Annotated in this window: 20 protein-coding genes and 1 pseudogene; 11 read left to right on the forward strand and 10 right to left on the reverse strand. The window is 60.5% G+C overall.

What is annotated here, in order from left to right; genetic code table 11:
• Window positions 1-67: 67 nt before the first annotated feature.
• The 3 genes from AC193Q_RS24785 (at window position 68) to AC193Q_RS24795 (ending at window position 2864) form a co-directional block, all read left to right on the forward strand.
• Window positions 68-850 (forward strand): class II aldolase/adducin family protein, encoded by a 783-nt coding sequence (locus AC193Q_RS24785; RefSeq protein WP_121183744.1) that lies wholly within the window; start codon window positions 68-70, stop codon window positions 848-850.
• Window positions 850-1752, forward strand: coding sequence for an alpha/beta fold hydrolase (locus AC193Q_RS24790; protein WP_047291773.1), 903 nt, complete (start codon window positions 850-852; stop codon window positions 1750-1752). Before AC193Q_RS24785 ends, AC193Q_RS24790 begins: the two co-directional genes overlap by 1 nt.
• 200 nt (window positions 1753-1952) lie before the next feature.
• Window positions 1953-2864 (forward strand): SDR family oxidoreductase, encoded by a 912-nt coding sequence (locus AC193Q_RS24795; RefSeq protein ID WP_121183746.1) that lies wholly within the window; start codon window positions 1953-1955, stop codon window positions 2862-2864.
• Window positions 2865-3218: 354 nt separating this feature from the next.
• Here AC193Q_RS24795 and AC193Q_RS24800 read toward each other — a convergent pair whose 3' ends face one another.
• A complete protein-coding gene (locus tag AC193Q_RS24800; protein ID WP_047291777.1) occupies window positions 3219-4013 on the reverse strand; it encodes an IclR family transcriptional regulator in 795 nt (264 codons plus the stop codon).
• Window positions 4014-4178: 165 nt separating this feature from the next.
• Here AC193Q_RS24800 and hmgA point away from each other — a divergent pair, with 165 nt between their 5' ends.
• The 4 genes from hmgA to AC193Q_RS24820 all read left to right on the forward strand — a co-directional run bounded on the left by hmgA (window position 4179) and on the right by AC193Q_RS24820 (window position 8956).
• Window positions 4179-5483, forward strand: coding sequence for a homogentisate 1,2-dioxygenase (gene hmgA, locus AC193Q_RS24805; RefSeq protein ID WP_121183748.1), 1305 nt, complete (start codon window positions 4179-4181; stop codon window positions 5481-5483).
• 3 nt (window positions 5484-5486) lie between these two features.
• Window positions 5487-6791: a fumarylacetoacetase gene (gene fahA, locus AC193Q_RS24810; protein ID WP_047291782.1), complete on the forward strand. Its 1305-nt coding sequence runs from the start codon at window positions 5487-5489 to the stop codon at window positions 6789-6791.
• Window positions 6792-6803: 12 nt separating this feature from the next.
• A complete protein-coding gene (maiA, locus tag AC193Q_RS24815; protein WP_095667471.1) occupies window positions 6804-7439 on the forward strand; it encodes a maleylacetoacetate isomerase in 636 nt (211 codons plus the stop codon).
• Between the two features lie 146 nt (window positions 7440-7585).
• Window positions 7586-8956, forward strand: coding sequence for an MFS transporter (locus AC193Q_RS24820; protein WP_095667470.1), 1371 nt, complete (start codon window positions 7586-7588; stop codon window positions 8954-8956).
• Between the two features lie 51 nt (window positions 8957-9007).
• Here the strand turns inward: AC193Q_RS24820 and AC193Q_RS24825 are convergent, their stop codons facing one another.
• Entirely contained in the window at window positions 9008-9811 is an 804-nt protein-coding gene (locus AC193Q_RS24825) for a SirB1 family protein (protein WP_483878917.1), read from the reverse strand.
• Between the two features lie 172 nt (window positions 9812-9983).
• On the opposite strand from AC193Q_RS24825, the gene AC193Q_RS24830 reads away from it, so the two are divergent.
• A complete protein-coding gene (locus AC193Q_RS24830) occupies window positions 9984-11003 on the forward strand; it encodes a Glu/Leu/Phe/Val dehydrogenase family protein (RefSeq protein ID WP_239778758.1) in 1020 nt (339 codons plus the stop codon).
• A gap of 177 nt (window positions 11004-11180) precedes the next feature.
• Here AC193Q_RS24830 and AC193Q_RS24835 read toward each other — a convergent pair.
• From AC193Q_RS24835 to AC193Q_RS24855, 5 genes and pseudogenes are all read right to left on the reverse strand, one after another.
• A pseudogene (locus AC193Q_RS24835) lies at window positions 11181-11435 on the reverse strand (YebG family protein); the annotation flags it as partial.
• Window positions 11436-11623: 188 nt separating this feature from the next.
• On the reverse strand, window positions 11624-12394 hold the full coding sequence (locus AC193Q_RS24840) for an SDR family NAD(P)-dependent oxidoreductase (RefSeq protein ID WP_483878918.1): 771 nt from the start codon (window positions 12392-12394) through the stop codon (window positions 11624-11626).
• Window positions 12395-12407: 13 nt separating this feature from the next.
• Window positions 12408-13556 (reverse strand): oxidoreductase, encoded by a 1149-nt coding sequence (locus AC193Q_RS24845; protein WP_222016484.1) that lies wholly within the window; start codon window positions 13554-13556, stop codon window positions 12408-12410.
• Window positions 13553-14797 carry an AfsA-related hotdog domain-containing protein gene (locus AC193Q_RS24850; RefSeq protein ID WP_483878919.1) on the reverse strand — a complete coding sequence of 415 codons (1245 nt, stop codon included), beginning with the start codon at window positions 14795-14797 and terminating at the stop codon, window positions 13553-13555. The genes AC193Q_RS24845 and AC193Q_RS24850 overlap by 4 nt, the downstream gene beginning before the upstream one ends.
• Window positions 14798-14935: 138 nt before the next feature.
• Window positions 14936-15490: an acyl-homoserine-lactone synthase gene (locus AC193Q_RS24855; RefSeq protein WP_483878920.1), complete on the reverse strand. Its 555-nt coding sequence runs from the start codon at window positions 15488-15490 to the stop codon at window positions 14936-14938.
• A 155-nt stretch (window positions 15491-15645) separates the two neighbouring features.
• On the opposite strand from AC193Q_RS24855, the gene AC193Q_RS24860 reads away from it, so the two are divergent.
• Together AC193Q_RS24860 and AC193Q_RS24865 are read left to right on the forward strand one after the other, a co-directional pair.
• A complete protein-coding gene (locus AC193Q_RS24860; protein WP_483878921.1) occupies window positions 15646-16365 on the forward strand; it encodes an autoinducer binding domain-containing protein in 720 nt (239 codons plus the stop codon).
• Between the two features lie 325 nt (window positions 16366-16690).
• The gene (locus AC193Q_RS24865) at window positions 16691-17191 is read left to right on the forward strand and encodes a phosphate-starvation-inducible protein PsiE (protein ID WP_003221775.1); all 501 of its coding nucleotides are present in this window, start codon (window positions 16691-16693) and stop codon (window positions 17189-17191) included.
• Here the strand turns inward: AC193Q_RS24865 and AC193Q_RS24870 are convergent.
• From AC193Q_RS24870 to AC193Q_RS24880, 3 genes are all read right to left on the reverse strand, one after another.
• On the reverse strand, window positions 17188-17505 hold the full coding sequence (locus tag AC193Q_RS24870; protein ID WP_047291805.1) for a DUF3509 domain-containing protein: 318 nt from the start codon (window positions 17503-17505) through the stop codon (window positions 17188-17190). The two genes, AC193Q_RS24865 and AC193Q_RS24870, sit on opposite strands and share 4 nt — an antisense overlap.
• A 296-nt stretch (window positions 17506-17801) precedes the next feature.
• Window positions 17802-19103, reverse strand: coding sequence for an HAAAP family serine/threonine permease (locus AC193Q_RS24875; RefSeq protein WP_483878922.1), 1302 nt, complete (start codon window positions 19101-19103; stop codon window positions 17802-17804).
• 86 nt (window positions 19104-19189) lie between these two features.
• On the reverse strand, window positions 19190-20566 hold the full coding sequence (locus AC193Q_RS24880; protein ID WP_483878923.1) for an L-serine ammonia-lyase: 1377 nt from the start codon (window positions 20564-20566) through the stop codon (window positions 19190-19192).
• Window positions 20567-20701: 135 nt separating this feature from the next.
• Here AC193Q_RS24880 and AC193Q_RS24885 point away from each other — a divergent pair, with 135 nt between their 5' ends.
• Window positions 20702-21649 carry a LysR substrate-binding domain-containing protein gene (locus AC193Q_RS24885; RefSeq protein ID WP_047291811.1) on the forward strand — a complete coding sequence of 316 codons (948 nt, stop codon included), beginning with the start codon at window positions 20702-20704 and terminating at the stop codon, window positions 21647-21649.
• The last annotated feature ends 178 nt before the right edge of the window (window positions 21650-21827 follow it).

Genomic DNA, 21827 nt, shown 5'->3' on the forward strand with positions numbered 1-21827 from the left:
CGTGAGCCCCGGGAGCTGACTAGACTGCTGACACGTGCCAAACAATAAGAACGCAGAGGTGCATACAGTGAGCGTAGCCCCCGTCCAGTCGCCCGTTAATGTCAAAGACCAGGTCAGTGCTGCGGAGTGGCAGACCCGGGTCGATCTCGCCGCCTGTTATCGACTGGTCGCCCTGCATGGCTGGGACGACCTGATCTTTACCCACATTTCCGCCAAGGTCCCGGGCACCGAAGACTTCCTGATCAACCCGTTCGGCTTGATGTTCCATGAGATCACCGCGTCCAGCCTGGTCAAAGTCGATCAGGCCGGCAACAAGCTCATGGACAGTCCCTACGATATCAACCCCGCCGGTTACACCATCCACAGCGCCGTGCACGAAGTGCGGCACGACGTGGTGTGTGTATTGCACACGCACACCGCGTCCGGCGTGGCCGTTTCAGCGCAGAAGCAGGGCGTGTTGCCGATCAGCCAGCAGTCGCTGTTCGTGTTGTCGAGCCTGGCCTATCACGCCTACGAAGGCGTGGCGCTGAATCACGAAGAGAAAGCGCGCTTGCAGGCCGACCTGGGCGAGAACGATTTCCTGATGCTGCACAACCACGGTCTGCTGACCTGTGGCGGCACCATCGCCGACACCTTTTTGATGATGTTCACCTTCCAGCGCGCCTGCGACATTCAGGTCATGGCGCAGACCGGCGGTGCTGAACTGATCGCCATCGAACCGCAGATCCTGGCGGGCGCCAAAGCGATGATCGCCGGCGTCACCAAAAGTGCTCAAGGCATGGGCGGCGCGCTGGCCTGGCCGGCGTTGCTGCGTAAACTCGATAAACAAGACCCCGGATATAAACTCTGATGCCTCTTGCCGAGATTCCTCTGTGTGTCTGGCGCAAACGCAGCCGGACGTTTGTCTTTCGCGGCCAGTCGATCCGTTACTGGACGGCGGGGCAGGGTGAGCCGCTGTTGCTGATCCATGGCTTTCCAACGGCCAGTTGGGACTGGCACTACTTGTGGCAGCCGCTGGCCCAGCGCTATCGGGTGATCGCCTGTGACATGCTCGGTTTCGGTGATTCGGCCAAACCGTTGAGTCACAGCTACAGCCTGCTGGAACAGGCCGATTTGCAACAGGCACTGCTGGCCCATCTGCAGGTCGAGCAACCCCTGCATATTCTGGCTCACGATTACGGCGACAGCGTCGCCCAGGAACTGCTCGCGCGGCATTACGAAAACCGGCTCGCCGTCGCCAGTTGCGTGTTCCTCAACGGCGGGCTGTTCCCGGAAACCCATCGCCCGGTGTTGATGCAAAAGCTGTTGCTTAGCCCTTTGGGCTGGATGATTGGCCGGGCCTTCAGCCGTGATGCGTTGGTGAAAAGCTTTCGGCAGATTTTCGGTCCGCAGACCGGCCCCAGCGAAAGTGAGCTGGATGATTTCTGGAGCCTGATCGAGACCCATCGCGGTCCGCGCATCCTGCACAAACTGATTGGCTACATCCCCGAGCGCCGGGCGCAGCGCGACCGCTGGGTAGCGGCCATGCAGCGTGATGACATCCCGTTGCGGGTGATTGATGGCGAAGTCGATCCGGTCTCCGGTGCGCACATGGTCGAGCGTTACCGCCAGTTGATCGCGGGCGCCGACACGGTGTTGTTGCCGGGCATCGGCCACTATCCACAGATCGAGGCGCCGGTGCAGGTGCTCAAACATTATCTGGCGTTTCGTGACCGCCTGGCGTTGCCGCCGCGCAAGGTGGCGTGCTCCTGAGAGATCAAAAGATCGCAGCCTGCGGCAACTCCTGCACAAATTAATGCAGGCGCTGCCGCAGGTTGCGATCTTTTGATCTTTTGACGCCCTCATCATCCCCCACCCTTATCGCGCACCATTCAGCCTCAGCCGTATTTGTTGTGACCCAAAGCCCTGTGCCTGACACTCGGACTCAATACTGGCCTGCTGGAGTTCCTGCGATGAATGAGTCCGTACGTTTCGAAGATAAAGTCGTGATCGTCACCGGCGCCGGTGGTGGCCTGGGCCGGGCGCATGCTTTGCTGTTCGCCCGGCACGGCGCCAGAGTGCTGGTCAACGACCTCGGCGGCTCGACCCAGGGTGAGGGCGCCAACGCCTCCGCCGCCGACCGTGTGGTGGCGGAAATTCGCGAAGCCGGCGGCATTGCCGAGGCCAACCACGACTCGGTCACCGACGGCGACAAACTGGTGCAGAACGCCCTCGATGCCTTTGGCCGTGTCGACGTGGTGGTGAACAACGCCGGGATCCTGCGCGACAAGACCTTTCACAAGATGGACGACGCCGACTGGGACCTGGTCTATCGCGTTCACGTCGAAGGCGCTTACAAAGTGACCCGCGCCGCTTGGCCGTACCTGCGCGAGCAGAACTATGGCCGGGTGATCTTCACGGCATCGACCTCAGGCATCTACGGCAACTTCGGTCAGTCCAATTACGGCATGGCCAAACTCGGCCTGTACGGATTGACCCGGACGCTGGCCATCGAAGGGCGCAAGAACAACATTCTGGTCAACGCCATCGCGCCCACTGGCGGCACACGCATGACCGAGGGGCTGATCCCGCCGCAAGTGTTCGAACAGCTGAAACCGGAACTGGTCAGCCCGCTGGTGGTGTACCTGACCAGTGAACAGTGCCAGGAAACGTCCGGTCTGTTTGAAGTCGGTGGTGGCTGGATGGGCAAGGTGCGCTGGGAGCGCAGCCTCGGCGCCGGGTTCGATCCACGCAGCGGTTTCTCTCCGGAAGACGTCGCGGCGCATTGGCAGCAGATCTGCGATTTCGAAGGCGCGGCGCATCCCAATGACAACATTGAAGCGCTGAAGGAAATGATGGCGAATCTGCAGAAGTATTCGCTTTGACATCTGCCATGACCGTCAAGCGACCTGTCCCACCGGCATAAATCCCGCCCATAAAAAAGGCCGCTGCAAACGCAGCGGCCAAGGTAAGACGTTGGATCAAGGAGCTACAAATCAACGTCAGTGAACACCGGGGCGATCAATCGAAGCATCGACTCATCTGAAATCGGTCAGCGCTGGCGCGAGTTGCTCGGCAGCCAAGGCCGGGGCTTTGCGGCGTGTGCCGTGAAAGCCCGCTCAGAATAAGCACTTGAGATCGAAGGAAACAGAGCGATTCCGGACATGCACTGTTACGGGGCATGCAACAGTCGTGTCCGGCTACGCTATTGGGTCACTGAAGGGATTGTGGCTGTTGTTTCAAGGGCGCAGGTCGTCGGCCTGATAGCCCATGCGCCAACTGACGGCGCGTGCCGCCGCCAGCAATCGCCGGGCGGCCGGGCCGTTTTCATCGGCGTGGAACAATGAAGTCGGGCCGACAATCGTTAGTACCGCTGCGATCTGCCCGACGGCGTTGAACACTGGCGCCGACAACGCATCCACGCCCGGCATCAACAAACCGTGCACATGATGCAGACCGCGTTCACGGATCTGTTCACACAGGCTGACGTAGTTTTTTTCATCGGCCAGCGGATGGTCGGCGATGGCGGTTTCCAGTACGCGCAGTTCATCGGTTTCGCGATGCGGCAGATAGGCACTGAACACCAAGCCAGTGGATGAACTGAGCAGCGGTAATACCGAACCCAATTGCGTGACCACCGTCACCGCGCGCACCGCCGGCTCGATGTGCACCACGGTCGCGCCCTGATTGCCCCACACCGCCAGAAAGCAGGTTTCATTCAGTTCATCACGCAACTCCGACAGCGGCAGGGCGGCGACTTTCAGCACGTCCATACTGTTCAGGGCTGCCAGGCCCACGCGCAACGCTTCACGGCCGAGTCCGTAATGGTTGGTGGCGGCGTTCTGCTCGGCGAAACCACTGGCGATCAGGGCCTGAAGATAACGGTGCACCTTGCTCGCCGGCATCTGCACATGTTCGGCCAGACGCGACAACGAGGTGGAGGGCGACAACTCGGCCAATGCCTTGAGGATGTCGGTGCCGACCTCGGCGGAGCGGACTTTCTGTTTGCCGTTGCTGTCGCTGGTTTTTTCCATGGTGCGGCCGGGATCCGAAAACGAATGGGCGTCTTTATAGCTTGACGCTGGTTAGCGAGCAAATTACGTTATGCGTAATTGGATTACGATAATAACAACCCCGGCGTGCGCAAAGCTTTGAGCCAGAGCGATGGGCCACTGCCGACTCCCTGTTCAGGAGGCTCCATGAACCTCGATTCAAACGCGTCGGCGCTGGCGTACCAGTCCGGTTTCGGCAACGAATTTTGCAGTGAAGCGTTGCCCGGCGCCTTGCCCATCGGCCAGAACTCCCCGCAAAAAGCGCCCTACGGCCTCTACACCGAATTGCTCTCCGGCACGGCGTTCACCATGACCCGCAGTGAAGCGCGACGTACGTGGTTGTACCGGATTCAACCGTCGGCCAATCACCCGGCGTTCGTCAAACTGGAGCGGCAACTGGCTGGCGGCCCGCTGGGTGACGTAACCCCGAATCGTCTGCGCTGGAATCCACTGCAAATGCCCGCCGAGCCGACCGACTTCATCGACGGCCTGGTCGGTATGGTCGCCAACTCGGCAGCGGAAAAACCGGCCGGCATCAGCATCTATAACTACGCCGCCAATCGCTCGATGGATCGGGTGTTCTACAACGCCGACGGCGAACTGCTGCTGGTGCCGCAACTCGGGCGACTGCGGATTGCCACCGAACTCGGTGTGCTCGAAGTCGCGCCGCTGGAAATCGCCGTGTTGCCACGCGGTCTGAAATTCCGCGTCGAACTGCTTGATCCGCAGGTGCGCGGTTACGTTGCCGAGAACCACGGCGCGCCGCTGCGCCTGCCGGACCTGGGGCCGATCGGCAGCAACGGTCTGGCCAATCCACGGGACTTCCTCGCGCCGGTCGCTGCCTACGAAAACCTGCAGCAGCCGACGACGCTGGTGCAGAAATTCCTTGGCCAGTTGTGGGGCACCCAACTCGATCATTCGCCGCTGAACGTGGTCGCCTGGCACGGCAACAACGTGCCGTACAAATACGATCTGCGCCGTTTCAACACCATTGGCACCGTGAGTTTCGATCATCCTGACCCGTCGATTTTCACCGTGCTGACCTCGCCGACCAGCGTGCATGGCATGGCCAACCTCGACTTCGTGATCTTCCCGCCACGCTGGATGGTCGCCGAGAACACCTTCCGTCCACCGTGGTTCCATCGCAACCTGATGAACGAGTTCATGGGCCTGATCCACGGCGAATACGACGCCAAGGCTGAAGGCTTCGTGCCCGGCGGTGCCTCGCTGCACAGCTGCATGAGTGCCCACGGCCCGGACGGCGAAACCTGCACCAAAGCGATCAACGCCGAACTCAAACCAGCGAAGATCGACAACACCATGGCCTTCATGTTCGAGACCAGTCAGGTGCTGCGCCCAAGCCGTTTCGCCCTCGACTGCCCGCAACTGCAATCCAATTACGACGCCTGCTGGGCCACGCTGCCCGCCACGTTCGACCCGACCCGGAGATAACCCATGACGCAGAATTCCATCACCCGCAGCTGGGTTGCTTCGGCCAACGGCCACGCGGATTTCCCGTTGCAGAACCTGCCGCTGGGCGTGTTCAGCATCAACGGCTCGGCGCCGCGCGCGGGCGTGGCGATTGGCGAGCATATTTTCGATCTGCAAGTGGCGCTTGAAGCCGGTCTGTTTGACGGCGCCGCGCGCAGTGCGGTCGAGGCCATGCACGGCGGCCTGTTGAATGCTTTCTTCGACCTCGGTCGCGAAGCCCGTGTCGCCTTGCGTACGCGCTTGCTGGAACTGTTCAGCGAGGGCAGCAGCCATCGCGGCGCCATCGAAGCCCAAGGCGCAAAACTGCTGCCCTTGGCTGCCGATTGCCAGATGCACCTGCCGGCCCGCATCAGCGATTACACCGACTTCTACGTCGGCATCGAACACGCGCAGAACGTCGGCAAACTGTTCCGCCCGGACAACCCGTTGTTGCCGAACTACAAGCACGTGCCGATCGGCTATCACGGTCGCGCCTCCACCGTGCGCGCCTCCGGTACCGACGTGCGCCGCCCCAAAGGCCAGACCCTGCCAGCCGGTGCCAGCGAGCCGACCTTCGGCCCGTGCGCACGACTGGACTACGAGCTGGAACTGGGCATCTGGATCGGTCAGGGCAACGAGATGGGCGAGTCGATTGCCATTGGTGACGCGGCTGATCACATTGCCGGTTTCTGCCTGCTCAACGACTGGTCGGCCCGCGATATCCAGGCCTGGGAATACCAGCCGCTGGGCCCGTTCCTGTCCAAGAGTTTTATCACCAGCGTCTCACCGTGGGTGGTGACGGCCGAAGCGCTGGAGCCTTTCCGCACGGCACAACCGGCGCGCCCTGAAGGTGATCCGCAGCCGCTGCCTTACCTGTTCGACAAGCGCGATCAGGAGGGCGGTGCCTTTGACATCGAACTGGAAGTGCTGCTGCTCACCGAAGCCATGCGCGAGCAGAATCTGCCGGCTCATCGCCTGACCCTGAGCAACACGCGCTACATGTACTGGACCGTCGCACAAATGGTCGCGCATCACAGCGTCAACGGCTGCCAGTTGCAGGCCGGTGACCTGTTCGGTTCGGGCACTTTGTCCGGTCCGCAAAGCGGTCAGTTCGGCAGCCTGCTGGAAATCACCGAGGGCGGTAAAAAGCCGATCGAACTGGCTTCCGGCGAAGTGCGCAAATTCCTCGAAGACGGTGATGAAATCATCCTGCGCGCGCGTTGCGCCCGGGACGGTTTTGCCTCGATCGGCTTCGGCGAATGCCGCGGCACAGTGCTGGCGGCGCGCTGACAGGAGCGGCTCATGGATCTCTACACCTATTACCGTTCCACCTCGTCGTACCGGGTGCGTATCGCTCTGGCGCTGAAGGGGCTCGACTACAACGCGCTGCCGGTCAACCTGATTGCGCCGTCCGGGGGCGAGCATCGGCAGGCGGCGTATCTGGCGATCAATCCGCAGGGCCGGGTGCCGGCTTTGCGTACGGATGACGGCGAGTTGCTGATTCAGTCGCCAGCGATCATCGAGTACCTGGAAGAGCGTTATCCACAGCAGCCGCTGCTGCCGGAAGACCTCGCCGCCCGCGCCCATGTGCGTGGCGTCGCGGCGGTGATTGGCTGCGACGTGCATCCGCTGCACAACGTCAGCGTGCTCAATCGTCTGCGCCAGCTGGGCCACGAAGAGCCGCAGGTGGTGGAGTGGATTGCGCACTGGATCAGTCAGGGGCTGGCGACTGTCGAGCAGTTGATCGGCGACAGCGGTTTCTGTTTCGGCGAGTGGCCGTGTGTGGCGGACGTGTACCTGATTCCACAGTTGTACGCAGCGCAGCGCTTCGGTGTTTCGCTGGAGGCTTATCCACGGATTTGTCGCGTAGCCGCGTTGGCGGCTGAGCATCCGGCGTTCATCAAGGCGCATCCGGCCAACCAGCCCGATACACCGTAAGACCCTGTGGGCGCGAGCCTGCTGGCGAAGAGGTCGTATCAGCAGACATTCTTTTGGCTGGCACACCGTTTTCGCGAGCAGGCTCGCTCCCTCATGGGGTCCGTGTTGCACCTAAAACATCATAAAAACAAAACAGGTACCTTGCGATGCACAACCAGATTGCCAGCTTCCGGGCGGCACTCGACGCCCGTCCTGTGTCCCGCTATCAGTGGTTGCTCTTGATCCTGCTCGCCTTGTTGCTGGTCACCGACGGCTACGACGCCCAGGTGCTCGGTTATGTGGTGCCGGCCCTGGCGCAGGACTGGGGCCTGGAGAAAGCCGCCTTCGGGCCGGTTTTCAGTGCCAACCTGTTGGGCCTGACCCTTGGTTCGCTCGCGGTGACGCCGCTGGCTGACCGCTTCGGCGTGCGGCGGATTCTGCTGGCGTGCGTGCTGATCTACGCCACCCTCACGGTGCTGATGGTGTTCGCCGATTCCCTGAATACCCTGATGATCGCGCGCTTTATCTGCGGCATCGGCATGGGCGGGGCGATGCCCAGTGCCATGGCCCTGATGTCGGAGTATTCGCCGCCGCGCCTGCGCACCTTGATGGTTACGCTGGCCGCTTGCGGCTTTTCCTTTGGCGGTGCGGCGGGTGGTTTTGTTGCGGCGGGGTTCATTGATCGCTTTGGCTGGCAAGCGGTGTTCCTTGCCGGTGGTGTCACGCCGCTGCTGCTGTTTCCGTTTCTGTGGTGGATGCTGCCTGAATCGCTGCCGCGACTGCTGCGCGATGCACCGCCCTATGCGCGCCTGCGCAAAGTCACCGCGCGAATGCTGCCGGACTGGCAGCCACCGGCCGCCTCGGTCGAGCAGAACGAGCGCGAGCAGGGCAGCAAACTGACCGTGGTCGAGCTGTTCCGCAACGGTTATGCACGACCGACCCTGCTGATCTGGGCGACGTTTTTTGTCAGCCTGATTCTGCTGTATTTCATGATCAGCTGGCTGCCGACGCTGTTGCTCGAAAGCGGTCTGAAACTCAATGAAGCCAACCTGGTGACCTCGATGTTCCTGTTCGCCGGCACCTTGGGCGCGGTTTGCATGGCGTGGTTCGCTGACCGGCTCAAGCGCAAGGTGCGCCTGCTCTGCGCAGTGTTGGCCGGGGCGGCTGTGTGCACGATTCTGCTGGGCCTGAATCACGACAATCCGCGCTATCTGGTGGCCTGCGTGTTTGCCGCCGGGTTTTGCATCATTGGTGGGCAACTGACGCTGAACGCCTTCGCCAGTAACTTCTATCCGGCGCAGGTGCGTGCCACGGGCACGGGCTGGGCGTTGGGGGTAGGGCGCTTCGGTTCGATCCTCGGGCCGCTGTTCGGCAGCCTGCTGCTGGCGATGCACATTCCGGTGGCGCAGATTTTCTTCTTCTGCGCGATTCCGGCGGTCATTGCGGCACTGCTGATCATCCAGGTGCGTTCGCCCTCAGATATCCCGCAACCCAATGTGGGAGCGAGCTTGCTCGCGAAGAACGATAACGCGGTTTAAAGGATAAACCGAGGCGCCTGCTTCGCGAGCAGGCTCGCTCCCACACAGGAATTAGTGGACCACGGAATTCGGAGGCAGGTGCCCGAGCCGTTCGGTCAGGCGCAGGCGCTGGATCGGATCGTCACTGAGCAGCAACGCATGCTCCAGATCGAAACGCTCGGCGTTCGGGCAGTCGAGGCGCTGATACAGGCTGGCGCGGGCCAGATAATCGGCAGCGCTGGCACCGCCCAGTTCCAGCACGCGTTCGGCATCGATCAACGCAGCGATGTAATCCTCGTGCGCCAGATGCAACTGGCGCAGGTTGCGTGACAGGCGCTGCAGCATTTGGACCGGGGTGGCGACCAATAGATGCTCGGCGTTGAGTTTCATGTGCGCGCCGTACTGCCGCTGCAACAACTCGCGGCAATCATTCGGGTAAAGCCGCCGACCGCCGCAGGGATCCAGCAAGTGATCAGCGCCGGGCACCCGCAGCAGGAAATGCCCGGGGAAGTTCACGCCGACCAGCGGAATCTCCAGACTGCGCGCCAGTTCCAGGGCTATCAGGGACAGGCTCAGTGGCTGGCCGCGACGGGTCTGCAACACCTTGTGCAACAACGCGACCTGTGGGCGCAGCGGCAGAAAATCGTCCTGAGAAAAGCCCAGATCATTCATCCGCCGCAGCAACGGTTGCGCCAGTTCGCTGACTGGCAGCATCGGCAAGCCGTAGCTGACGCGCTGTTGCAGCTCCTTGAAGTCGTGTTGCAGTGCTTCGACATCCAGGCCTTTTTCGTGCTCGGCAGCCATCCACAGCGCCGCTTCGAACAGTGCGGGCGGTGAACGGTGCAGACACTCGAAAAAACGTTGGCGCGGACTCATCGAAATCTCCGGGGCATGCCTCGTTTTAGCCCCGTCCGTGCCATTCGTCCAGTACCGGCCAGGTTATGCCGCAAAGTCGCCGTTGGCGCCGACGCTTATTCCGGTGCGCTTCAGCAATTTTTGGGCGCAAGCCTATACTGGCGACTACCAGAAGTGATTCGGGAGCCTGCCGATGTTCGCTCTCATGCAAAGCACTCGCCTGGAATCGCTGCACCTCAGCGTTGACCCGGTCACCGGGTTGAAGGCGGTCATTGCCATTCATAACAGTCGCCTCGGGCCTGCCCTGGGCGGTTGCCGTTATCTTGCCTATCCCAACGACGAATCCGCAGTCGAGGACGCCATTCGCCTCGCGCAGGGCATGAGCTACAAAGCGGCGCTGGCCGGACTGGCCCAGGGCGGCGGGGTGGCAGTGATCGTACGCCCGGCGCATGTGGAAAACCGCGGTGCGCTGTTCGAGGCTTTCGGGCGCTGCATCGAGCAGCTCGACGGTCGCTACATCACCGCCATCGACAGCGGCACGTCGGTGGCGGACATGGATTGCATCGCCCAGCAGACCCGGCATGTCACCAGCACCACCTCGGCCGGTGACCCGGCACCGCACGCGGCGATGGGGGTGTTCACCGGCATTCGCGCCACCGCCATGGCGCGGCTGGGCAGCGACAACCTCGAGGGCCTGCGCGTGGCGATTCAAGGTCTGGGCAACGTTGGTTATGCACTGGCCGAGCAGTTGCACGCGGCGGGCGCGGAGTTGCTGGTCAGCGATATCGATCACGGCAAGGTGCAACTGGCGATGGAACAGCTCAACGCGCATCCGATCGCCAACGATGCGTTGCTCAGCACACCGTGCGACATCCTTGCGCCGTGCGGCCTCGGCGGGGTACTCAACAGCCACACAGTGACGCAACTGCGTTGCTCGGCGGTGGCGGGATCGGCGAACAATCAGCTGACGCATCTGGATGTGGCCGATCAACTGGAGCGTCGGGGGATTCTGTATGCGCCGGATTACGTGATCAACGCGGGCGGGTTGATTTATGTTTCGCTCAAGCATCGCGGCGAAGAGCTTGGGACGATTACTGCGCACCTGTCGAAGATCAGCTCGAGGCTGACCGAGGTGTTTGCCCATGCGCAGGCCGAGAAACGCTCGCCGGCGCGGGTGGCGGATGAGTTGGCGGAGAAAGTCCTGTATCGCTGAAAGCAAAAGATCGCAGCCTGCGGCAGCTCCTACATATGGAATGCGTATTCCCTGTAGGAGCTGCCGCAGGCTGCGATCTTTTCGATTCAAACGTTGTTATTTGGCAGCTTTCGCCGCTTTGACCGGCTTCACGGGAGCCTCTTCCGGCTCGGCCGTTTCAGCTTTTTCAACGACGTCTGCCGGTGCATTGATCAGCTCCGACAGCGCATCAGGCTGGCTCTTGAACGCCTTGGCGAACACATCGCGGTTCTTCGCCATGTAGATCCCGACTTCTTCAACCTGTTGCTCGTTCAGCGACGGCACGGCTTTTTGCAACACTTCGGACAGCATCTCGGCCAGTTCGAGCATTTTGTCATGACGGTCAGCTTCGGCTTTATCCATGAACAAGCGCTCCAGATCTCGGCTGCTGCGGTATACCACTTCGACGGCCATTCACCACCTCACATGCCTTCACATTTAGTTGTCTTAGCGACTACTGTATTTATATACAGCGAAAGGATAAGCGAATCCCTGCGCTTTGGGTAGTGGCTTTTCAATGTAGACCGGATTCGGCGATTTTCCTGATTTACGCCCCTCAAACAAAACGACCCGCACGCGGCGGGTCGTTGGTTTGTTTGATTTCAGAACTTGCCGCTGGCGTACCCCCCATCGATGGGCATGATCACACCCGTGACGTAAGCGGATTGATCGCTGAGCAGCCAGAGCACCGCGTTGGCCACTTCGTCCGCCGTGCCGAAGCGTTTCATCGACGTCACGTTGATTTTGCGCTGGGTGTTTTCCGGTGCGGCTTTCAGGCGTGCCTCGCTGTTCATGCCGCCGAGGATCGGTCCCGGGGCGACCGCATTGACGCGAATGCAGCCACCGTCTTCCAGCCGCGCATTTTCGATCGACGCCACTTGGGTCATGCCGTTGATCGCCTGCTTGCTGGCGACATAGGCCACCTGGCCGCCAATCGGTACCACGCCGGCGCAGGACGAGGTATTGACGATGGCCCCGGTGCCGCGGGTGAGCATCAGTTGCAGTTCATGACGCATGCAGTGATAGGTGCCGTTGACGTTGATGTTCATCACCTTCATCCAGTCATCCGGGCACGATTGCGCGAGCGCTCCGTACTTGGCGGTCACGCCGGCATTGTTGAACGCGCAATCGAGGCGGCCGTAGGCCGAACGAATGCTCGCGAACGCCTGCTCGACCTGCGCCGGATCCCCGACATCGCAGGCGATGAAGCGGCAGTGTTCACCCAGCCGATCGGCCAGCGCCGCGCCTTTTTCCTCGTCCCGGCCGAACACGATCACCTCGGCGCCGGCCTTGATCAGGCGTTCGCTGACGGTCTCGCCAATGCCGCTGGTGCCGCCGGTGACCAGGCATACTTTTCCCAGAAAATCGTACATATGTCGCATCTCCTTATGCCAACGCGGGGCGTAAATATTTCGGGTTCACGCAGCAATACACCCGATCCAGTCGCGGATTGCTCTTGTCGCTGAAGCACTGGCTGTCCCACCGGCATTTGTGGATATCGGCGGAGCGGCCCTGCAGGGTTTTGTTAATCAGGTCGTTGTCGGCAAACAGCGCCCGCGACATGCCCACCCAATCGCATACGCCGTCGGCCAGCAACTGCTCGGCCTTGTCCAGACCGTCGATGAAACCGGCGTAACCCACCGGCACTGTCGCCACGGACTTGATCGCCCGCACGCCGGCTTGCAGGTAGGCGTCCATGGTCTCGGAATGCACAATCAACTGGCCGAAGGTCGCGCCCATGCACATCGAACATTCCAGCGCGGCAACGCCGGCCTGACAGAGTGCCTGCACGGTTTCCTTGATGTCCGGATATTGCAGCCCTTCCGCGCCCAGACGGTCGTCGATGCCCAGACGAATGGTGACGATCAATTGGCCCTGGGTGCGCTCGCGAATGGCCCTGACCACGTCAAGCAACAGCCGCGCGCGGTTCTCTTCGCTGCCGCCATAGCGGTCGGTGCGCTTGTTGGTGTGCGGCGAGAGAAAACTGCTCAGCAGGTAGCCGTTGGACGCCTGCAACTGCACCAGGCGTGCGCCGTTGGTCCAGGCCAGCCAGGCGGAATGGGCGAACTGCTCGATCACCAGGGCGATGTCGGTTTCGTCCATGATCCGCACGCGATAATCCGGATCAAGTTTCGACACGCGCGGGCAGGGCACGCCGCTCGGGGTCAACACGGCAACCCCGGTGTGGGTGGTGGTGCCCTGGCCGCCGTAATGCTGCAGTTGCACACCCACTGGCGTGTTGACCTGCTCGGCCATGGCGAACATCGCCCTGAGCGATTCGCCCTGATGTGCTTCGAACAGGCCGAGCCCGGTGCTCTGCAAGCGTGACTGCGGCGAGACCGTGGCGTTGCACAGAAACGCCATGGAGCAGCCGCCCTCCATGATGCCCTGATAAAACTCGATCATGGCGGGTGTCACGCACCCGCTGTGATCGGCCAGGTCCACGCCCATCGACGCGAAGAACAGCCGATTGCGCAACTCCAGCCCGCCGGCCAGCCGCAGCGGCTCCAGCACGTGGGGATAGCGCGTCATCATGCTTCCTTCCTGTGTTCGGGCATTGCGCTGGTCTGATCGAAGGTCATCCACACCGGTTGTCCGAGAGCGGGCGCCGGGGCCGGAGCGGTTTCTTCGTGGGAGAAGTAAGCGAACTGTTTGAGCACTTCGCGCCACTTGAAGCGCAACGGCGAATCCAGCTCTGCCAGATGCAGTTTGAGCGTGCCGGCCTTTGTCGCGTCGCTGGCGTGCAGCGATTGCAGCGGCAGACTGAGCATCCCTTCGCTTTCCAGATACAGGTAAACGTGGCCGCGCTCGGAGGCGTCGAGCGGGCTGTCGCATTGCACTTGCAGGCCGGCCATCGACAGCAGCTCCAGACGGGCGGAGAGGTGACGCCCGGAATCCAGGCGCACCAGCACTTCATGGCGTATGCCCTTGAGCGGGCGGAACCAGCAGGCCGGGTCGATGTTGATATTCCGCATGCGCTTGAACACCGGCATCTTGATCACTTCGCCATGCAGGCGAATGTCGGCCACCAGTTCGCCGCGCTGAAAGAAGCGTGCACGCTTGTCGACCTTGCGCGCCCGTGGCTGCGCCATGCCTTCGTAGTCGCCGACCAGCACATCCACCTGAAACGAAGACTCGGTGTAACGGGGAAAACTCGACAGCAGATCAACGATGGAAATCGACACCTCGCCGCGGGCGTAACCGCTGTGCTCGTAGAACTGCGCGTACATGGCCTGGCGTGCCGCTTCGATCAGCATCAGGCCCGGGACATGCTCGTGGTGCTTGCGGTAGAAAAAGTAATTGGCGGTGTCGTTGAACAGGGTGAAATACAGCAGACCCTGCTGCGGGCAGCCGTCCAGGTTTTTCAGGACATCATGCACCTGCCGGCGCTGATCGAGGCTCAGGCCGTTGTCGCAACCGGGCAGTCGAGCCAGTTTGGCTTCGGTGCTTTCCAGCACCCAGACGCCGCTGAGGATCAGGTGGTCGGTGGTCTTTTCGTAATTCGTCAGCAGCTCCGGTAGACAGTCGGACAGGCCCGCCTGTTCGAGCGCCTGCAGGTCGATGATGGTTGGCAGTGAGCGCAGCACCAGGCGCTCGCTGTCCAGCCGATAGGCCTGATTGATTATCTCCAGATCCACCGGATCAAGGTTCGCCCGTTGCACGATGGCGGCAGGCAACCAGGCCGGCAGCAAGTGGTGAGCGTCGTAAATCAGCACATCGTCGTCGTGGCCCTTGTGGACGATGTCTTTGGCAACTTTCCTGTGCATGTCGATCATGATCATCCCTCTGTGTTGAACGTTGGTTTAAGGCAGTTGCTATCCATGGCGTGAAATCGACCCACACCGAAAGGGGCTGCTCGACGCGTGTCAGCAGCTTCAGTTGATGTGTTTTTTGTTATCGCGTGTCGGACAGTTTTACTGCACCGTGATGTAGCAGGCGCCGAGGGTTCGGTTGTCCAGGACCTGTGGCGGTGCCAGCCATTTGTAGTCGATGCCGCCACGTTTGAGCAGGCGGCCGATGGCGATCGGGGACACCGACACCAGATGTGAAACACCGCAGGTTCGGGCGTACTCGAGCGTGGCCATGAACAGGCCGACGGTATTTTCGTCGGACATCACTTGTTCGTTTTTGCCGCCCTCGGCATCGAGGTCCAGTGAGGTGAAGCGCGACAGCTCCCAGATGTCATCACCGCACGGTGCAGGCTGGTCACCGAGCAACGCGGTGAACACCTCACTCAGCAAATACGGCTGGGTGGTCGGCAACAGGCGTGCGCAACCTTTGATGTTGCCGTCTTGTTCTTGCGCAACGATGTAATGGGTGCCGCTGTGGTCGAACTGATCAAACTCGAAATCGTTCGGTGTTGATAATTGCCAGCCGAGGCGTTCGACAAAGACCTGATAGCGATATTGAGCCAAGCGTTGACGCTTTACTGTCGTCAACTGGTCATAACGTCCTGACAAGTAATCCATCACAGATTCCGTTTAGTGATTGGTTGGGTGGCGATTAAAGTGCACACTGCGCTCGCAGACTACCTGTCACCCTTGACAGCTAGCGGAAACATTTGGAAATATGCTAGGCATGTTGGCAAGAGGCCGACAGCAATAACTGTGGGAAAGGAATCTCTATGTCGTATCGGCAGGCTGAACTGTTGGAAAACGCCATGTCTGCAACGGATGTCGAGTTGTTGTTCGACAATATCAAGACCGTTGCCAGGCAGTTGGAGTTTGATTATGTGGCCTATGGTTCACGCAGGCTTTTTCCCATCACCAAACCTTGCCTGTTTCTCGCCAATAACTATTCGCCGGCCTGGCAAGCTGCCTATTCCGCCAATCGTTACCTGGACATCGACCCTTACGTGATGCGCGCAATGCGCAGCGTGAGACCGGTGTTGTGGGACGCGGAACTCAAGGCTCAGGCGCCCGAATTCTGGCAGGAAGCGCATGCTCATGGAATCTGCGAAGGTTGGGGGCAGACGCTGCTGAACAGCGAAACTCAAGGGCTGGTGACGTTTGCCCGGGGCAGCGAAGCGATCACCGCACTAGAACTCGAAACCAAGCAGGCAGCGCTTTCATGGCTGGCCCAGATCACCCATCTGGGCCTGACGCGCCTGCAAATGCGCGGCGCCGATTCGGTAATCCCGGTACCGATAGAACTGTCGCAAAGGGAAAAGGAAATTCTGCAATGGACCGCTGACGGAAAGTCATCGGACGATGTTTCGGTGATCCTCGGCATCAGCAAAAGGACCGTAAACTTCCATATAAACCATTGCCTGAAGAAACTCGGTTGCCAAAACAAGATTGCTGCTGCCGTTAAAGCTTCGTTGATGGGTCTGCTCTGGAAATAATTACACGAGTAATTTATTGGATAACTAACTGGTGAATTACCGGGGAGGGTGTGCGCGAGTTCACAGAATGACCCGGTCAATAAATATTTCATTTATAAGCTAATGCCTTTTCAGCGTAACGAACTTATCAAGAAACTTTAGTTGGATCGTCACAATCGTTCTTGTCGACGGTGTCTGTTCAACGGTGCGACCAAACGCCACGGCGCAGGTTTCATGCCGGCTCGCCATGATGCGTGGCCTCGTTTCTGCATGGCGCACAGCGCATACGGAAAACCGTCACGTCCAACCGGCATCATCCGCTCGCATCGGGCTAAGGAACATCATCGTGAAAATCAACTGGGCCGAGAAATTGCGGCAAAACGTGCATCAACTGGCCGAGTCCCTGGGCAACCTGTTTGTCGAAACCTTCCACTACCTGGCGCTGTTCGCCATCGGTGCGGTGACCGCGTGGGCGGCGGTGATGGAATTTCTCGGCATGCTCGAAGAAGGCCACATCAAGATCGATGACATTCTGTTGCTGTTCATCTATCTGGAACTGGGCGCAATGGTCGGGATTTATTTCAAGACCAACCACATGCCGGTGCGCTTTCTGATCTACGTGGCGATCACTGCGCTGACCCGCCTGCTGATCTCCAACGTCTCGCACCACAATCCGCCGGACATGGGCATCATCTACCTGTGCGGCGGCATTCTGCTGCTGGCGTTCTCGATTCTGGTGGTGCGCTACGCCTCGTCGCAATTCCCGTCGGTGAAGATCGAAAAACCGCAACGCAAACTCGGCGCCGGTTCCGGTGAACACCCCGAGATCGAGAAGGGTGAGCTTTAAAGGCCCATCGACGGCCGAGGCTGGCCATTGTTCTGCTGCGGTGGCGGGGGCAACCCGTCGCCGCTGGTCATCGCTTCGAGGATCGCCATGGCACTGTGGCCCTGTTCGATGGCGATGCCGAATTGAATGCTTTGCACCAGCCGCTTGAGCCGTAACGGGTCGTTGCGCTGTTCGGCGCTGATCATCCGTTTGGCGACGATTCGGCCGCTGTTGGACAGGGTCAGCATGATGCTGCCGTCCAGTCCTTGAATGCTCAGGTTGATCTGATAGTCCGGCGCGAAGGCATCGGTAATGATCTGAAAAGGGTTGTCCATGATGCGTCACCGCCTGATTGAACGTGCAGTTGTTGACCGGCCGTGATCGGGTTGGTTCGCCATACCGGACCATCGGCGATTCCGTGGCCTGTGTTGTTGCTTCGTGTAGGAGCTGCCGCAGGCTGCGTTCTTTTGATCTTCAGTGTTTTGATTTCGGTCACAAAGATCAAAAGATCGCAGCCTGCGTCAGCTCCTGCACAGGTCATAGCAAGGGCTGTGCCGGGAAAATTGTTGGACAATGGATACGGCATAAAAAAGGCGAGCCCATGGCTCGCCTTTGTCATTTATGGCCCGTTTCAGGGCAGAACCGAGTAGATGATCGCCGACAGTGCAATCAGGCCGATCAGCACCACGAACACGTTGGAGGCCTGTCCCGAGTACTGGCGCAAGGCTGGCACTCGGCGGATGGCGTACATCGGCATCAGGAACAACAGGCAGGCGATCACCGGCCCGCCGAGGGTTTCGATCATGCCCAGAATGCTCGGGTTGAAGGTGGCCACGGCCCAGCAACTGAGGATCATGAACAGCGCGGTCGCACGGTTCAGCCAGCTCGCCGACATCACCTTGCCATGGCCACGCAAACTCTTGACGATCATGCCCTGAAAGCCTTCGCTGGCGCCGATGTAGTGGCCGAGGAAGGATTTGGTGATCGCCACCAGCGCGATCAGCGGCGCGGCGTAGGCGATGACCGGGGTCTGGAAGTGGTTGGCCAGGTACGACAGGATCGAAATGTTCTGCGCCTTCGCTGCTGCAAGATCGGCCGGCGACAGCGCCAGCACGCAACTGAAGCAGAAGAACATCACCGTCACCACCATCATGCCGTGGGCCATGGCGAGGATGCCGCTGCTCTTGCGTTCCGCCCTGGCGCCGTAACGCTGTTTCTGGTCGACCGCGAAGGCGGAGATGATCGGCGAGTGGTTGAACGAGAACACCATCACCGGGATCGCCAGCCACAGGGTCTTGAGGAATGTCGACAGCGGCATTGCCTCTTGTGCGCTGGCGAAGAACGCGCCATTCCAGTTCGGAATCAGACTGAGGCCGAGTAACAGCAGCGCGGCGACGAACGGGTAAACCAGCACGCTCATGGCTTTGACGATCACGTTCTGGCCGCAGCGCACGATCGCCATCAGGCCGAGGATCAGCACCAGCGACAGGATTGCCCGTGGTGGCGGGGCGATGTGCAACTGGTGTTCGAGAAAACTGCTCAGGGTGTTGGTCAGCGCCACGCTGTACACCAGCAGGATCGGAAAAATCGCAAAGAAATACAGCAGGGTAATCAGCTTGCCGGCGCCGATACCGAAGTGTTCTTCGACGACTTCGGTGATGTCGCCGGAACGCCCGGACAGCACGAAGCGGGTCAGGCCTCGGTGGGCGAAGAAAGTCATCGGGAAGGCCAGCAGCGCCAGAATCAGCAACGGCCAGAAACCGCCGACGCCGGCATTGATCGGCAGAAACAATGTGCCGGCACCAATCGCGGTGCCGTACAGACCGAGCATCCAGGTGGTGTCGGATTTGCTCCAGCCCTTGTGGGCAACGTCGGTGTTGCGTGTGCGATCTACAGCGGGATTTTCGGCAGCAGGTGTACGTACATCGGTCATCGTTTTTGCCTCGTTATTATTTTTGCTCGGGCTCACGGTTGGCAGGCCGCAAGTTGCGGCCTGCCGGGGCGGTCAGGGAATGCGCGTTAGCACTCCACCCAGCTCACGGCCAGGCCTCCCCGTGAAGTCTCTTTGTATTTGTCGTGCATGTCGGCGCCGGTGTCGCGCATGGTGCGGATCACCCGGTCGAGGGAAATGAAGTGTTTGCCGTCGCCGCGCAGGGCCATTTGTGTGGCATTGATCGCCTTCACGGCGGCGATGGCATTGCGTTCGATGCACGGCACCTGCACCAGGCCGCCGACCGGGTCGCAGGTCAGGCCGAGGTTGTGTTCCAGGCCGATTTCGGCGGCGTTTTCCAGTTGTTCCGGAGTCGCACCCAGCACTTCAGCGAGGCCCGCCGCGGCCATCGCGCAGGCCGAACCGACCTCGCCCTGGCAGCCGACTTCAGCGCCGGAGATCGAAGCATTTTTCTTACACAAAATGCCGACAGCGGCGGCGCCCATGAAGAACGCGACCACGTCATCGTCAGAAGCGTCCGGGTTGAATTTCATGTAGTAGTGCAGCACCGCCGGAATGATCCCGGCCGCGCCATTGGTCGGCGCGGTCACCATGCGCCCGCCGGCCGCGTTCTCTTCGTTAACGGCGAGGGCGAAAAGGTTGACCCACTCCATCGCCGACAGCGTTGAACTGATCACGTTCGGCTTGCCGATTTCCAGCAGGCTGCGGTGCAGTTTCGCCGCCCGGCGCGGCACGTTCAGCCCACCGGGCAGGATGCCTTCGTGGCGCAGGCCCTGTTCGACGCACTCGCGCATCACCGACCAGATGTGCAGCAAACCGTTACGGATTTCAGCGTCACTGCGCCAGGCCCGTTCGTTGGCCATCATCAGCTCCGACACGCGCAAGTTGTACTGCTTGCACAGGCTGAGCAATTCGGCGGCGCTGGAAAAATCGTACGGCAGCACCACGTCGCCGGCCGGCGCCACACCGGACTCGGCTTGCGCCGCTTCGACGATGAAACCGCCGCCAATCGAGTAGTACGTTTGCGTGAACAGCTCGGCGCTTTCGCCAAAGGCTGTCAGCGACATGGCGTTGGGGTGGTAGGGCAGGCTTTCGTCCAGCAGCAGGAGATCGTGCTGCCAGTTGAAGGAAATTTCTCTCTGACCGGCCAGAAGCAACAGGCCGCTTTCGCGCAGTTGCTGGATGCGTAGGTCGATGGTCGAGGGATCAATGCTGTCCGGCCATTCGCCCATCAGGCCCATGACCGTGGCGCGGTCGGTGGCGTGGCCGACACCGGTGGCCGACAACGAGCCGTATAAACGGATTTCCACCCGACGCACATCGTTGAGCAGGCGGTGCTCGATCAGCGCCTGGGCGAAGGTCGCAGCAGCGCGCATCGGGCCGACGGTGTGGGAACTGGACGGACCGATGCCGACTTTGAATAGATCAAAAACACTGATAGCCATGCTAAACCCTTACAAGCAATGGAGTAGGAATCGCTGCCATTTTTTGTAGGACAAGCGCAATGTCGGCGATACTGCCTACCTCGGTCCTACGTGACCAACGAAACTTCCTAAGAAAGCCTTTAGCAGGACTAAACGATGAGTCGTCAATTGCACGCCCAGACCTACGTCTGGCTGCAGGTGTTTTCCTGTGCCGCGCGGCACCTGTCGTTCACCCGTTGCGCGGAAGAGCTGCACATCACCCCGGGGGCGGTCAGTCAGCAGATTCGCCAACTGGAAGAGCGTCTGGGCTTTCGCCTGTTTCATCGCCGGGCGCGGGGTGTCGAGTTGAGTGCGGAAGGCCAGCGGCTGGCCATCACCGTCAATGAGGCCTACGGCAACATCGATGCTGAATTGCGTCGTCTGGATGCCGGGATGATCAGCGGGATTTTGCGCGTGCGTTCGATTCCGTCGTTCCTGAGCAAATGGCTGACTCCGCGTCTGCCGCGCCTGCAACAGCGCTATCCGGACATCCAGTTACGGCTGGTGGCCGAGGACAGCAGCGTGCCGTTGCACGAGGGTGACTTCGATTTGGCGATCGATCTGAACGACGGCAGCTATCCGGGGCTGTTATCCACAGCCTTGCTCGATGAGCAGATTTTTCCGGTGTGTGCGCCGAGCCTGTTGCGCGGGCGCCCGCCGCTGCATGGGCCGGCGGATCTGGTGCATTTCCCGTTGTTGCACGACATCACCGCCTGGCGCGGCAGTTATGAATACGCGGAATGGGAGTTTTATCTGAACGCGATTGGCTTTGAAGGCGCCGACGTACGGCGGGGGCACACGTTCAATCGCAATCACCTGACCATCGAAGCGGCGATCGCCGGTATGGGCGTGGCGATTGCCCGGCGCACGTTGCTCAACGATGAACTGGAGCGCGGGACGTTGATCGTGCCGTTCGGGCTGTCGGTGCCGAACCACAAGCGCTATGTATTGCTCTATGCGCCGGGGGCATTGAGCCATCCGGGCGTGCGTGCGGTGCATGACTGGCTGGTGGAGGAAGCGGGGATTTTCCGCAGTTTACATCCGTTGAACGACGGGCAATTGTGAGCAGATTTTGCAGGGTTGCGAGGCAACCCAACTCCCGACCTTACCAGTGACTTGCTCGGTTGTCCGGCTTTTTTTGCGAATGAATATTTATCTTTTTTCAGGGGTTGAAATGTTCGTCAGTCGGGCCGATTGTTGTAACCAAGGGGTCAGGAAATTCAATTCAAGGCCTCTCGCGAGC

The sequence above is a fragment of the Pseudomonas sp. F2 genome (assembly GCF_057174385.1).